Origin of the sequence: Pseudomonas sp. ARP3 (assembly GCF_001029595.1) — a bacterium.
Classification (GTDB): domain Bacteria; phylum Pseudomonadota; class Gammaproteobacteria; order Pseudomonadales; family Pseudomonadaceae; genus Aquipseudomonas; species Aquipseudomonas rhodesiae.
Genome location: NZ_LEKF01000028.1, coordinates 25,673 through 39,671, shown reverse-complemented (window position 1 = coordinate 39,671; position 13,999 = coordinate 25,673). Strand labels below are relative to the sequence as shown.

Sequence of the window (13,999 nt, the reverse complement as noted above, 5' to 3'; positions counted from 1 at the left end):
TAGATGAGGGCGCACCGCCCTTAGTTCAACGACAGCGCAGGACAGGCATGGTGCTTGGCCGCGCCGCACAAGTACAGTCACCCGTATTAATAGTAGGTATTAAGTCAACGCGGTCATGACGGCTTTTCGGTAGGCCGGGCGTTGCTGCAAACGCTGGTACCACGCCTCCAGATGCGGCATGGCCGGCCGTTCGATGGGCATTTCAAACCACGCGTAGATAAAGCTGCCCAGGGGAATATCGCCCATGCCGATGGCGTCGCCGGACAGGTAGGGATGTTCGGCCAGCGCCTTGTCCACCATACCGAGCGCGTCAATGCAGGCGTTGCGCCCGGCATTGATGGCATCCCAGTTCCGTTGCTCCGCTGGGGTGCGCACGATGCCCCAGAACACTGCTTTGAATGGCTCGGCGAGGGTCGAGGTGGTCCAGTCCATCCACTTTTCCGCGTTGGCGCGGGCCTTGAGGTCGGTCGGATACCAGCTCGCCCCGTGCTTGGCGCACAGGTAGCGCACGATGGTATTGGATTCCCACAACACGAAGTCGCCGTCTTCAATCATCGGCACCCGACCATTGGGGTTCAAGGCACGGTACTGCGGCGTGTCGACCACCCCAAAAGCGCCGCCCGCATCGATGGCCTCATAGTCCAGGCCGAGCTCCTCGGCGCACCACAGTGCCTTCCTGACATTCGATGAATTTTTACGACCCCAGATTTTCAGCATGACCGCGCCTTAGTGGGTGGGTGGACGCAGCAGCATACGCCGGTTCACGAGCGGCTTAAATCCGTCTGCAAGTCGCCGAGCAAGGGAGGCAGCCCATCGTCAAACAGGTGCGGGTAACATTTCTGCAGGTGGGAAAAGAAAAAAGCCTCCGGCACATCGGTAAATTGCCCATGGTCCACCACGTATTCCATCGAGCGCTGGCCTTGGCGATTGAAGGGGTGGAAAACGCTATCGTTGATACCGTCGAACGCCAAGGGCGGCACATCGAAAAGTTCACACAGCTGGGCATTGAACGCCGGCGTGGCCTTGACCCAGCGACCGTGCAGATACAGTTCGGTGTACCCATGCATGGCGAACACATCACTCTTGAGCAATGCGATCAGGCGTGGGGTCGACAGGTGGTTGCGCACGTCCGCCAGGCCGATGCGCGCGGGGATGCCGCAATGCCGGGCGCAGGCGGCGAGCAAAGTGGCCTTGGGCACGCAGTAACTCTCACGGCTGGCCAGGGCGAAACTGGCACTGAGGGTGCGCGGATCGCGACTGAAGGTGTAGGGGTTATAGCGAATCGCCTCACGCACGGCATAGTAAAGACTGACCGCCTGGTCACTTAAATCCGCGCTGGTTCCGCGATGTTTTACCGCGAACTCCACCACCGCAGGGTGGTCACTATCGATGAAGCGGCTGGGACTCAAGTACGCATTCATGATGTTTCATCTCCGAGGCAAGCCTGGAGTTTAACCACAGGCTCACCCCACGGATAACGACGATTCGGCCAAATGTCGGCGCCCGCTGCAGGTGGCTGTCAGCACAACTGGTTACACCCTGACCACCGCGTTTTCTCGGATGCCGACTAAGCTCCTTGGTGGTTTCGCCCTTGGTTTCACGGAGGATTGAATATGCTGTTGTTGTGGATACTGGTTCTGGTGGTCGGCATTGCCTACCTGGCACACCGCCGCACCGCGCCCCTGCCCGCCCTGGGAGTGGTCGCCGTTTACCTGTTGGCGATGGGCGCCTGGAGCCACGCACCGGGCTGGTTGTTGGTGATCCTTTGGGTGCTGCTGGCCGTCGTCGCGGCGCCGCTGCTGCTGCCGGACCTGCGTCGCCAATATTTCACCAAGCCGCTGTTCAGCTGGTTCCAGAAAGTCCTGCCGCCGATGTCCGAAACCGAGCGCGACGCCATTGACGCCGGTACGGTGTGGTGGGACGGCGAACTGTTCAGCGGGCGTCCCGACTGGGACAAATTGCTCGCCTACCCCAAGGTGCAGTTGACTGAAGAAGAACAAGCCTTCATCGACGGCCCCACCGAAGAACTCTGTGCGATGGTCAGCGACTGGGAAATCGGCCAGGCCATGGACCTGCCTCCAGCCGCCTGGGAGCACATCAAGACCCACGGTTTCTTCGCCCTGATCATTCCCAAGGAATACGGTGGCAAGGGCTTTTCGGCCTACGCCCACTCACAGGTTGCGATGAAGCTCGCAACCCGCAGCGGTGACCTGGCTTCCACCGTAATGGTGCCCAACTCCCTCGGCCCGGCCGAATTGCTGCTGCATTACGGCACCGACGAACAACGCAACCACTACCTGCCGCGCCTGGCGCGTGGCGACGATATCCCCTGCTTCGCCCTGACAGGTCCGCTGGCCGGTTCCGACGCCGGCGCCATGCCCGATACCGGCGTGATCTGCAAAGGTGAATGGCAAGGCCAGGAAACCATCGGTCTGCGTTTGAACTGGGAAAAACGCTACATCACCCTTGGCCCGGTCGCGACCCTGCTGGGGCTGGCGTTCAAGGCCTACGACCCCGACCACCTGTTGGGCGAGGAAGAAGACCTGGGCATCAGCCTGGCCTTGATTCCCACCGACACCCCCGGTGTTGAAATCGGCCGTCGCCATCTGCCTTTGGGCGCGGCCTTTATGAATGGCCCCAACTCCGGCAAGGACGTCTTTATCCCCCTGAGCTACCTGATCGGCGGCCAGGAAATGCTCGGCAAGGGCTGGATGATGCTGATGAACTGCCTGTCGGTAGGCCGTTCGATTTCCCTGCCGGCGGTGGGCACCGGCGCCGCGAAGTTCACCAGCCTGGTGACCGGCCAGTACGCCCAGGTACGTGAACAGTTCAACGTGCCGCTATCGGCCTTCGAAGGCATCCAGGAAGCCCTGGCCCGTATCGGCGGTAACGCCTGGCTGATGGACAGCGCGCGGATGCTCACCGCCAATGCCGTCGACCAGGGCGAAAAACCTTCGGTGCTGTCGGCGATTCTCAAGTACCACCTCACCGAGCGGGGCCGCGAATGTATCGGCCACGCCATGGACGTGCATGGCGGCAAGGGCATCATCATGGGCCCGAACAACTACCTGGGCCGCAGTTGGCAAGGCGCGCCGATCTTCATCACCGTGGAAGGCGCGAACATCCTGTCGCGCAACCTGATGATCTTTGGCCAGGGTGCAATCCGTTGCCATCCCTTCGTGCTCAAGGAAATGGCGCTGGCCGGGCGTGAAGATAAGGACCAGGCACTCAAGGAATTCGACAGCCTGCTGATGCAGCACATCGGCTTCGCTGTCAGTAATGCTGCCAGCACGCTGGTGCTGAACCTGGGCATCGGCCACTTCGAGAAAGCGCCGGGCAACCGCCTGAGCCAGGGCTACTTCCGTGCATTGAACCGCCAGGCAGCGGCGTTTGCGCTGCTCGCCGACCTGAGCATGATGTTGCTGGGCGGCGAATTGAAACGTCGCGAACGCCTCTCGGCGCGTCTGGGGGATGTACTGAGCCACATGTACCTGGCATCGGCGGCACTCAAGCGCTACCACGACCTGGATTCGCCGGATCACCTGGAACCCTTGTTCGTCTGGGCCATGGAGGAAAGCCTCGGTGAGTCGGAGCGTGCATTGGATGAACTGCTGAGCAACTTCCCGAACAAGGTGCTTGGCTGCCTGATGCGGGTAATCGTATTCCCGTTTGGGCGTCGCCATACTGGTCCGTCGGATGCGCTGGATGCCGAAGTGGCCGCAGTGATCGGTCGTGCGAAAGGCGACCCGACCCTGGAAGAATTGCTGGCCGGCTGCTATCGCCCGCAATCGGCGGAAGATCCGGTGGGCGCCCTGCAACATGCCTACGATCTGCTGAACGCCAGCCACCCGCTGCAAAAGAAACTGCACACCGCGCTCAAAAGCGGCCAGCTCAAACCGGCTGCCGGCGAGCACGCCATCGACGCGGCACTCAACGCCGGCGTGTTGCAGGCGGCTGAAGCGCAGACACTGCGCGACGCCGAAGCTGCACGCCGCAAGGTGATCGACGTGGATGATTTCAGCAAGGAAGAACTGGCCCAGGCTGAGGGCAAAGTCCGCTGATACGAGCGGTCATATAATTACGGGCGCGTGAGCTATATACTCTCGCGCCCGTTTTTGCTTTGAGGACTTATCTCGTGTCCAACGTCGTTGCCGATCATCTCGTCTTGCTCGACCACCTGCGCAGCATCCTGGTAGCCGTCGGCGAAGCCGAACAGGTGCCCGAGGAAAGTCACGCCCTGTTCCTGGAGCGCTTCGACGAACTGCGCGCCCTGTTGCCCATCGACCCAATCGAAAGCCAGTACCTGGGCCAAGACCTGATGAGTCAGGTCATCCTGCGGTATCCGCAAATTGCCCACCTCGTTCCGCGTGACCTGCTGTGGTTCTTTGGCGGCGACTGCCTGCACTTCATGCCCGATGAAGAACTGGACCTCTATCAGGCCCTGGAAGAACGTCGCTACGAAGCCGAACAGAACGACGAACCGTTCGACTGGAACCAAGAAAAGCAGCTGCTAGCCATGCCGGACGACCAGAGCAAACACTGATCTGCCAGGAGCGAGCGTGCTCGCTCCTAACGTTTTCTCAGCGTCGGCTCCTTGGCCATGCACGCCACCAGGTAATCGATAAATACCCGTAGCTTCGGCGGCAAATAGCGTGTCGGCGAATGCAGCAGCCACGCCTCGCCGTGGTACGACGCAATAAAGTCCCAAGCCGGCAACACCTGCACCAAGCGCCCCTCCTCCAAGGCATGGCGCGCCGTGAAATACGGCAGGCTGCCAATACCCACATGCTGCAATACCGCATCCAGACGCACGCCGGTATGGTTCGCGGCATAACGCCCGCGTACCGCGACGGTCACGGCCTTGGTGCCCTGACGAAACTTCCAGCGTGAATCCGCCGGTGTCTCACCAAGATAAATGCAACTATGCGCCGCCAGATCATGGGGATGGTCCGGCGTACCGTGCTCGGCCAGGTACTGCGGTGTCGCACAGAGCAAATGTTCGATCGGCAACAACTGCCGGCCCACCAGCCCCGGCGGCGGGCTGTCGGTGATGCGGATACTCAGGTCGACGTTGTCGTCGATCAGGTCCACATGGCGATCCTCAAGGATCAGCTGCACATCCACCTGGGGATAGCGTCGCAGGAATTCCGGCATGTGCGGATGTACGACAAACCGCCCCACCGCCTTGGGCACGCTGACCCGCACCAGCCCCTCGGCTTCATGGGTGAACTGGCCACTGATCTCCATCACCGAACGCGCCGCGTTGACCATTTCCTGGCAGCGCTTGAACACCTCTTCACCGCCCTCGCTAAGGCGCAGTTTGCGCGTGGTGCGTTGCAGCAAGCGGGTCGCCAGCGCCCGCTCAAGACGCGAAATACTGCGACTCACCGCCGAAGGCGAAACGCTCAGTTGGCGCGCCGCTTCGGAAAAGCTGCCGGCCTCTACCACTTTGACGAACATCGCCATTTCCCCCAACAGGGGCAACGGAAGATTAATGCTCATGACGCACAGGTCCATTGATAATTGAACGGATTATCACCCATTCGAGCAGTATTTATACTGCCCGTAGAACCCTGATGCGGATGCAGATGATGACCGAACGCCTGTTTTTTACCCACGACCACCTGACCGCCGAGCTTGAAGTGCTGAGTTGCACGCCCCACGACGATCACTTCGCGGTAATCCTGCAATCGACCCTCTTCCACCCTCAAGGGGGCGGGCAGCCGTTCGACACCGGCTGGCTGGGCGAAAGCCAGGTGCTGCGTGTCACCCAGGAGGCCGACCGCGTGGTGCATTATGTCGACCGCCCTGTAGAACCCGGTCCGATCACCGCAAGGGTCGATGAACAGCGCCGCGCCCTGCACACGCGCCTGCATTCGGCCGGTCACTTGATCGGCAACGTCGGCGAAACCCTCGGCTGGATGCCGATCAAAGCCCACCACTGGCCGGGCGAAGCCAAAGTGACGTTTATCCGAGGCGACGCGGCGCAAGCCATGCAGGCCGAGGCGATTCAACAGCAGCTCAACGAATGGATCGCCGCCGACTATCCCCGTCATATGGCCGTGGACAACGGCACTCGCGAAGTCGGCTTCGGCGAACTGCCCGCCTACGCCTGCGGCGGTACGCATGTGCAGACATTGAGCGAATTGGGCCAAGTTACCATCCAGGCCCTGTCCGAGAAAAAGGGCGCGCTGTCGGTGCGCTATACCCTGGATTGAAGCGTGTGTTGAGCGTTCACCCATTACGCCCTCAAATCGCGACCGCCCCTGCTCTCCCCGGCTCCACCGCGAACGATTTGAGGGTCGACACCGTCGCCGCAGGGTCCTGCGGGTCACTGATGACACGCAGGTGCGTAAGCATCTGCCGCTCCTGCATCTCCACCGAAACGTAGCCGCGCTGGCGGCTGTCGAAAAACTTCACATGGGGGTTCATGGGCAGGATTTTGCTGAACGCCTCGAACGGCGGCCCATCGGAAGTCACCGAGGTACCGACGAATTCGGTGGCGATCACCGGCGAATCCGGGTCATTGCCATCGACGTGTAGGTCGTTGGCCCAAAACGAGTGGATATCACCGCCCCAGAACACCGGGTTGTTCACCCGGTTGCGCTGAATAGACGCCAGCATCCTTGAACGATTGGCCATGTAGCCATCCCAACCGTCGGTCCAGCGGCCCGGCTTGTGGTTGGTCAGGTCCCGTTGCACCAGCGGCGCCACCAATAAGTCTTGAGCGATCACATTCCACTGCGCCCTGGAGTGGGCAAAGCCCTGATCCAGCCAAGCCTCTTGCTGCCACCCCAGCATCGTGCGGCCAGGATCGCGCAACTCGCTGCACGGGTTAGTCACCACATGCCCCTGATGACTGCCATTGGCCAAAACGCAGGGTTGCTCGGAGCGGTATTGTCGTCCATCGAGTACATGAAAACGGGCGAGTCGCCCGTAGTCCAGGCGCCGGTAAATGCGCATATCGGCGCCTTTGGGCAGGCTGCTGGCGCGCAGCGGCATATGTTCGTAATACGCCTGATAAGCCGCCGACCGCTGCTGGAGAAATGGCGCCATCGGGGTTCTCGGGTCCTGGGACCAACGGTTGGCGTAGTCGTTCTGCACTTCGTGGTCGTCCCAGGTCGCCACGCTGGGGGCGGCAGCGTGCAAGGCCTGCAAATCCGGATCGGTTTTATACAGCGCATAGCGGTTGCGGTAATCGCTGAGGCTCACCGCGTTGCCACTGCCATGGGCGCGAAATACCTTGCCCGACTCCGGCGCGTAGGAACTGTCGTAGATATAGTCGCCCAGGAAAAATACCAGGTCCGGCTGCTCGGCGGCCAAGTGGCGATACGCACTGAAATAGCCACGCTCCCAATGGGAGCACGAGACAAATCCCACACGCGCCGATGTCATTGCCTGCAACGGTGGCGCCGTACGTGATTGCCCCACCGGGCTCTGCGCGCCCAGCCCTTCAAACTGATACCAATACGGCCGCCCCGCCTGCAGCCCTGCCACCTCCACATGCACCGAATGCGCCCAGCGCTCGCTGGCCATGACCTCCCCCTGGCGCACGATGCGCGTCATCGCCGCATCGCTGGCCACCCGCCAACGCACTGGCACCGCGCGGCTCAAGCCACCGCGTCCGTCTACGGCATTGAACCGCGGCGCCAGCCGCGTCCAGATCACAAAGCCATCCGGCAGCGGATCCCCCGAGGCCACCCCGAGGGTGAACGGATAGTCCACCCCGGCACTGCGGGCGAATGGACTGAGGATCGAAAACGTGGTGGCCACCGCCAGCCCGGCCAGCACCCGACGTCGCCCCTGATCGACCGGGCCGTTCATACGCGGTGCTCCCACTCAGAACGCAGGGCGGCGAACACCAGCATGTCCTCATGCACACCGTTCTTAAGAAACGCCCCGCGCAGACACCCCTCGTAGTGCAGACCGATTTTTTCCATGACCCGCGCCGATTCTTTATTACGGCTGAAGCACTGACTGCCCACGCGGTGCAGCCCCAACGCCTCAAACCCATAGGCCATCAAGGCAGTGGCGGCCTCAGCCGCAAACCCTTGGTTGCGCTCAGACGCCGCCACCCAGCCGCCCAAGTGCCCATACCCGTGTGCCGCGTTGATGCGCAGACTGACGACGCCGATCAATTCATCATCGTCGCGCCGGTGCATACCCAGGCTCAGCAACCCCGTGGCGCGAAACTTTTCCTGCATCCCCTCGATAAAATCCTGCGCGGTTTGCAGCGTGTAGGGCGACGGAATGCTGGCCGTGTTATCGGCGATCTTCGGCCCGTTGGCCAGGGCGCATAACCGCTCGGCCTGGTGCGGTTCCAGTGCGTGCAGCAGCAGGCGCGGGGTCGACAGATACGGCAATTGGCAACTCATTCCTAAGGGCCCTCAATGTAAATTTTTTGAGAATGCGCGCCTTGGATTTCAATTCTGTTACGCCGGAAAAATGACCCTAGAGTCTTCTGTAAGACCCGTCCTAGAGCCCTCAAAACGTCAACTAAAGTTAACCAATCGGTCATTTTTGCTTGTTAGCGTGTCGCCCCTAATTCAATAACGGGGTAAGGGAATGAGAACCTGGGACGAACCGAAAAAACGCAAGGCGCACATCGAATTGATCCCGATGATCGACGTGATGATGTTCCTTCTGGTGTTTTTCGTACTCGTGAGCCTGAACGTGATTCCGGCCCTCGGCATGAAGACGCAACTGCCCAGCGCCAGCAGCTCGCAGCAGCTCAAGCCGCAGAACAAATTCATCCTGACCCTGGGCGTGGAAGGCCAGTTGCAACTCGACGGCAAGGACCTCACCGTCGACGCCCTGGTACCGGCGCTCAAAGCCGCAGAGAAGCCCGATACCAAGTCGACGATCATCGTCAACAGCGATAAGGGCGTGGAGGTTTCGCGCCTGGTGGAAGTGATGGACACCCTGCGCCTGGGTGGCTTCACCTCCGTGTCCATTGCCACGCGTAAGTCCTGACCATGTACGTTCTGTTTCGTGTGCGCCAACTGCTGGGCAGTGTCCCGGCCGTGATCGCCCTGGTGCTGATTGCCATGGGGATCCAGTCCCAGACATTGAAGGTCGAGCCGGTGTATGACGAGTCGGCGGTCGAGCTGGCCCTGGTCGATCCGGAGCCAGAGCCGCCAGTCATCCCGGAACCGGTGGTTGAGCCGCCACCACCGGTGATCGAGGAAGCCGACGCCGAGCCGGCGCCGCCGCCTCCACCGCCTAAACCGTTGCCAAAACCCGAACCCAAGCCCAAGCCCAAACCGCTGCCCAAACCGGTAGTGGCGAAAGCCGCGCCTACTCCGCCCCCGGTTGCCGCCGCCAAACCGGTACCAGCCGTAACCGCCCCAGCGGCACCTGCGCCGGCACCGCCCGCGCCGCCGAAAGTCGACGGCCAAGCCCTGGAGGGTGGCTATCTCAAGGGCCTGCGCAACGAGTTGGACACGTACAAGCAGTATCCCACCGGCCGCCAGGCATCCCTCGAACGCCCGAGCGGCGAGGTGGTGGTGTGGTTGTTGGTGGATCGCCAGGGCCGCGTGCTGGATTCCGGCCTACAGACCCCGGCGTCGAGCATGTTGCTCAACCGGGCCGCCACCAACAGCTTGCGTCGTATCAAGCAAGTCAAGCCGTTCCCCGAGCAAGCCTTCGGGGGCCGCAATGAGCAGCGCTTCACCGCCACCTTTAACTACAGCGTGCAATAAGCACCCGACACCAGGACGACACTGATGAGGTTCACACGGATTCATCTGGCACTCGTTGCCGCGAGCATGGGGCATGGCATGGTCATGGCCGACACCAACGACAGCGATGTCGGCACCATTGGCGTGCAAGGCAAGGCCACGGCGGGTGGCGGCTACATGGTGCAGGAAGAAAGCATCAAGGGCCGCTCCACGGTGACCAAGGAAGCGCTGGATAAACAGACCGCCACCGGCAACGCCGTGGACAAGCTCAAATACACCCCGGGCCTGAACATCTCCAGCGAAGACAACACCGGGCTGTCGGGCTTTCGCTTCACCATGCGCGGCCTCAACTCCGACCAGGTGGGGATGTCGGTGGATGGCATGCCGATCAACGACTCGGGCAACTACGCGCTGTATTCCAACCTGCTGGGCGACCCGGAAAACATCGAGCAGATCTTCGTCACCCAGGGCTCAGCGGAGGCCGACGGCCCGCACATCGGCTCCAGCGGCGGCAACATCGGGATCGTGACCGTTCGCCCAACCAAAGAAACCGGCGCATTCGTCAAACAGATCATGGGCAGCAACGCCACGCGCAAGACCTTCGCGCGGCTAAATACCGGAGAGATCAACGGCCTGAGCAACTGGCTGTCGGCTTCGCATACCGAAGGGGACATGTGGCGTGGTTCCGGCGCCGTGCGCGCGGATAAAGTCGAGTGGAACAGCTTTTTCGACGCCGGCGATGGCAACACCGCCAACCTGATCCTCAAGTACCACGAGCAGGACAACAACAGTTACAGCCAGTTGACCAAGAGCCAGTTCCAACAGAACGGCCGCAAGTTCGACCCCTACCCCGCCACCCCATCGGTGGGCAGCAACGGCAAGGTCAACAGCTATTACGCCCTGGCACAGAACCCGTTCCAGACTTTTACCGGCGTGCTCAACACCCAATTCAAACTGGCCGACAACCTGGCCCTGTCGGTGATCCCGTATTACTACTGGGGCAACGGCAGCGGGGTCGGTTCGTCCAGCTATGCACTCAACCGCGGCTCCAACGTCGGTGGGGTGTTCGACCTGAGCAATTTGCCGACCGCCGCGCAGTACAACGCCGACGGTTCGTCCACCACCGGCGTTTACTACCGTCCTTCACGCACGCAGACCTGGCGCCCCGGCATCACCACCAAGCTGAACTGGGACCTGGAAGAGCACAGCCTGCAATTCGGTTACTGGTATGAGCGCGCGCGCCAAAGCCAGACCCAGCCGTTCATTGCCCTGAAAAACAGCGGCAAGCCCAGCGACACCTGGCCGGATGGCGATGCCGTGGTCGATGCCAACGGCAACACCGTACAGGGTCGCGACCGCTTTACCGTGACCCCGGCGCAGAAGGTCTGGGCCCAGGACACCTGGTACATCAACCCGGACTGGACCCTGGTGGCCGGCCTTGCCTACATGAACGTCAAGCGTGACGGCACCAACCACGGCAGCCTCACCGAGCAAGCCGAAAAACGTAACCAGACCTACAACAAACTGCTGCCCAACGCCGGCCTCAAATACCAGTTGGATGAGCGGGACCAGTTGTTCTATAGCCTCTCGCGCAACATGCGCATCCCGCAGAACTACGTGCTGTACGACAAGGGCGCCGGCTCCATCGACGCCAAACCGGAAACCAGCTGGAACCACGAGCTGGGCTGGCGCTACACCGATGACGACATGACCGTGGCCGCCACGCTGTTCTACATGCAGTTCAAGGATCGCCAGGTCTCCTCCAAGGACATCAACGGCGACTTCGCCGATATCAACGCCGGCTCCGTCAACAACAGTGGCCTGGAACTGGAATGGAGCGGCCTGCTGCCCCACCACTTCAACTACTACACCTCCTACACCTACACCAAGGCCGAGCAGCAAGACGACCTCACCGTTTATAACGCCGGCAAAGCCATCCTGTTGCCCACCAGCGGCAAGCAGTTCGCCAACGTGCCGAAGAACATGCTGGCGGCCAACATCGGTTATGACGATGGCCACTACTACGGCACCTTCGGCGGCAAATACACCAGCAAGCTCTACGGCGACCTGACCAACGACGAAGCCATCTCCGGCCGCACCGTATTCAACGCCGGTGCCGGTATCTACCTGCCGGTGGACAAGAAAGTGGTGAAGGACGCGACCCTGCGCCTGAACGTCGACAACCTGTTCGACAAGAAGTACCTGGACGGCGTCTACACCACCAAGACCAACTCCGCCAGCTACAGCGGTTTTCGCGACGGCGACCCGGCGTACATCGTAGGCCTGGAACGTACCGTGACGGTTTCCCTGGAAGCCAATTTCTAACTTGCGAGGTCAGTGAACATGGACATGAATTTGCTCCACGACATCACCTTCTATGTGATGTACGCCGCGATGGCGATTGCCATCTTTATCACCATCGAGCGCGGCATCTACTTCGCCTATGTGCGCCGCCAGGCCCGCGCCCTTAACGAAGTGCTGGGCGCCAATGTGCACAGCGAACGCGACTTGCCTCAGGAGTTGGCCCGTCGCCATAGCCTGCCGTTGGATATGGTCTTGCCAGTACTGGCACAAAAAGCCTCCCACGGCTCGCGCAAAGACCTGGATGACGTAATCGAAACCCAGTACCTGAGCACTCGCGCACCGTTGGCCCGCAGCCTGTGGATCATCGAAACCATCACCACCGCCGCGCCTTTGTTGGGCTTGCTGGGCACCATCCTCGGCATTATCGACACCTTCAAGGCGTTGGCCACGGCGGGGGTGTCGGACCCTGGGCAGATTTCCGGCGGCATCGGTACGGCGTTGTTCGCCACCGGCTTGGGGATTGCCATCGCGCTGTTCTGCGTGGTGTTTCATAACTTCTTCCAAGACAGCCTGGAGCGCATCAACGATCAGTTGAAAATCCTGCTGATCCGCGCCGCCACTGGCGCCCGCGTGCAGAGCGAAACGCCGCACCTGGTGCCGACGCCGTTGCACAGCCGCACCGCATAACCGTTTGCGCGGGCGCGCAATGCGCCCGCTTCTATTTAAAAGAGAGCCTTATGTCCGCCTCCTTGAAAATGCGTATCGCAGGCCTTGCCGGTTTGCTCCTCAGTCCGCTTGCCCAGGCGGACTTTTCAATTCCAGGATTTGAATTGGTACACACCGTACCAGTGGACACTGCCCTCGGCACCGCCGATCTACGTCAGCCGGGCCCGGTCTGGATCGAACTGTTCGACGGGGCGAAAAACACCATTGATATCGGCCAGTTCTACGCGGCCGATCATCCTGGGTCGGTCATGGACAAGGTCATCGACCACCTGGAAGCCGCTGGCAAGCGCGGTGTGAAGATTCGCTTTTTGATGGAAGAAAAAGGCATCAAGTTATCGGAGGGTTCAACCCTGGAACGCTTGCGTGCGATCCCCAACCTGACCTTCCGCGTGATGCCCTACGGGCAAGTCAGCGGCGGCATCATCCACGCCAAATACATGATTGTGGACGCTCGGCAGGCATTTGTCGGCAGCCAGAATTTCGACTGGCGCTCCCTGGAACATATCCATGAAACCGGGTTGCGCATCAGCGATGCCACGATGGTGGGCCAGGTACAGGCGATTTTCGATCAGGACTGGCAAGCCCAGCAGGCGCTGGCCGAGCACCGACCGGTGCCATTGCCGGCGACCGGCCAGGCGCCTGTACGCACCGGCAATTACCTGGTGGCCAGCCCGCAGCGTTACAACCCGCCGGGGGTGGGCGACTCACAGCTGGAATTGCCACGCTTGTTGGCGGAAGCGAAGAAAGAAGTCCGCGTGCAATTGCTCGACTACGCACCGCTGTCCTATGGACCGGACAATACGCGCCCATACTATGCAGTGATCGACAATGCCGTGCGGGCCGCGGCCGCGCGCGGTGTGTCGATCAAGCTGATGGTGTCCAATTGGAACACCGACAAACTGGAACTGCCTTACCTCAAGAGTCTGGCCGTGCTGCCCAATGTGCAGATCAAGATTGTCACCCTGCCCGAGGCCAAACAGGGGTTTATCCCCTACGCGCGGGTAATTCACAGCAAGACCATGGAGATCGATGGTCAGCTCGCGTGGGTGGGCACCAGTAATTGGCTGGGCGGCTATCTGGATAATTCGCGCAACCTGGAGGTGGTGATGCGCAGCGAAACCATGGCCAAGCGTGTCGGGGATTTGCACCGACAGTTGTGGGACGGCCCCTACGCTAGAGCCCTGAACGTGACCGATGAGTATCCAGCGCCCCACCCTGGCCAGCATTGACCCGATACACCTGAGTGGTGGTAGTGTGTAGAAATGTTTCTGACAGTTTGATCAGAAACG

The 13,999-nt window shown here is 61.1% G+C and carries 13 protein-coding genes; 8 read left to right on the top strand and 5 right to left on the bottom strand.

Annotation, left to right across the window (positions count from 1 at the left end; translation table 11 throughout):
• Window positions 1–99: 99 nt before the first annotated feature.
• Both ABX75_RS24690 and ABX75_RS24685 read right to left on the bottom strand, forming a co-directional pair.
• On the bottom strand, window positions 100–717 hold the full coding sequence (locus tag ABX75_RS24690) for a glutathione S-transferase family protein (protein ID WP_034137624.1): 618 nt from the start codon (window positions 715–717) through the stop codon (window positions 100–102).
• A 44-nt stretch (window positions 718–761) separates the two neighbouring features.
• Window positions 762–1,421, bottom strand: a complete 660-nt coding sequence (locus tag ABX75_RS24685) for a transglutaminase family protein (protein WP_034096709.1) — start codon at window positions 1,419–1,421, stop codon at window positions 762–764.
• Window positions 1,422–1,613: 192 nt separating this feature from the next.
• Between ABX75_RS24685 and ABX75_RS24680 the strand changes: the two genes are divergently transcribed.
• Window positions 1,614–4,061: an acyl-CoA dehydrogenase gene (locus tag ABX75_RS24680; protein ID WP_047882844.1), complete on the top strand. Its 2,448-nt coding sequence runs from the start codon at window positions 1,614–1,616 to the stop codon at window positions 4,059–4,061.
• A gap of 74 nt (window positions 4,062–4,135) precedes the next feature.
• The gene (locus tag ABX75_RS24675) at window positions 4,136–4,543 is read left to right on the top strand and encodes a PA2817 family protein (RefSeq protein ID WP_034096707.1); all 408 of its coding nucleotides are present in this window, start codon (window positions 4,136–4,138) and stop codon (window positions 4,541–4,543) included.
• 26 nt (window positions 4,544–4,569) lie between these two features.
• On the opposite strand, the gene ABX75_RS24670 is transcribed toward ABX75_RS24675, so the two are convergent.
• Window positions 4,570–5,502, bottom strand: a complete 933-nt coding sequence (locus tag ABX75_RS24670; RefSeq protein WP_040266387.1) for a LysR family transcriptional regulator — start codon at window positions 5,500–5,502, stop codon at window positions 4,570–4,572.
• An 89-nt stretch (window positions 5,503–5,591) separates the two neighbouring features.
• On the opposite strand from ABX75_RS24670, the gene ABX75_RS24665 reads away from it, so the two are divergent.
• Window positions 5,592–6,218, top strand: a complete 627-nt coding sequence (locus tag ABX75_RS24665) for a serine-tRNA(Ala) deacylase AlaX (protein WP_034112800.1) — start codon at window positions 5,592–5,594, stop codon at window positions 6,216–6,218.
• Window positions 6,219–6,249: 31 nt separating this feature from the next.
• Here ABX75_RS24665 and ABX75_RS24660 read toward each other — a convergent pair whose 3' ends face one another.
• Window positions 6,250–7,824: an alkaline phosphatase gene (locus ABX75_RS24660; protein ID WP_047882843.1), complete on the bottom strand. Its 1,575-nt coding sequence runs from the start codon at window positions 7,822–7,824 to the stop codon at window positions 6,250–6,252.
• Window positions 7,821–8,375, bottom strand: a complete 555-nt coding sequence (locus ABX75_RS24655; RefSeq protein WP_034096704.1) for a GNAT family N-acetyltransferase — start codon at window positions 8,373–8,375, stop codon at window positions 7,821–7,823. Before ABX75_RS24655 ends, ABX75_RS24660 begins: the two co-directional genes overlap by 4 nt.
• 190 nt (window positions 8,376–8,565) lie before the next feature.
• Here ABX75_RS24655 and ABX75_RS24650 point away from each other — a divergent pair, with 190 nt between their 5' ends.
• Genes ABX75_RS24650 through ABX75_RS24630 form a run of 5 tightly spaced genes read left to right on the top strand, consistent with a single transcriptional unit; the run spans window position 8,566 to window position 13,939 of the window.
• Window positions 8,566–8,973, top strand: coding sequence for a biopolymer transporter ExbD (locus ABX75_RS24650; RefSeq protein ID WP_034096703.1), 408 nt, complete (start codon window positions 8,566–8,568; stop codon window positions 8,971–8,973).
• Between the two features lie 2 nt (window positions 8,974–8,975).
• Window positions 8,976–9,701: an energy transducer TonB gene (locus tag ABX75_RS24645; RefSeq protein WP_034112736.1), complete on the top strand. Its 726-nt coding sequence runs from the start codon at window positions 8,976–8,978 to the stop codon at window positions 9,699–9,701.
• A gap of 24 nt (window positions 9,702–9,725) precedes the next feature.
• A complete protein-coding gene (locus tag ABX75_RS24640) occupies window positions 9,726–12,005 on the top strand; it encodes a TonB-dependent receptor (protein ID WP_034096701.1) in 2,280 nt (759 codons plus the stop codon).
• A gap of 18 nt (window positions 12,006–12,023) precedes the next feature.
• Window positions 12,024–12,671: a MotA/TolQ/ExbB proton channel family protein gene (locus ABX75_RS24635; RefSeq protein WP_040266381.1), complete on the top strand. Its 648-nt coding sequence runs from the start codon at window positions 12,024–12,026 to the stop codon at window positions 12,669–12,671.
• 50 nt (window positions 12,672–12,721) lie between these two features.
• Entirely contained in the window at window positions 12,722–13,939 is a 1,218-nt protein-coding gene (locus ABX75_RS24630) for a phospholipase D-like domain-containing protein (protein ID WP_047882842.1), read from the top strand.
• Window positions 13,940–13,999: the final 60 nt, after the last annotated feature.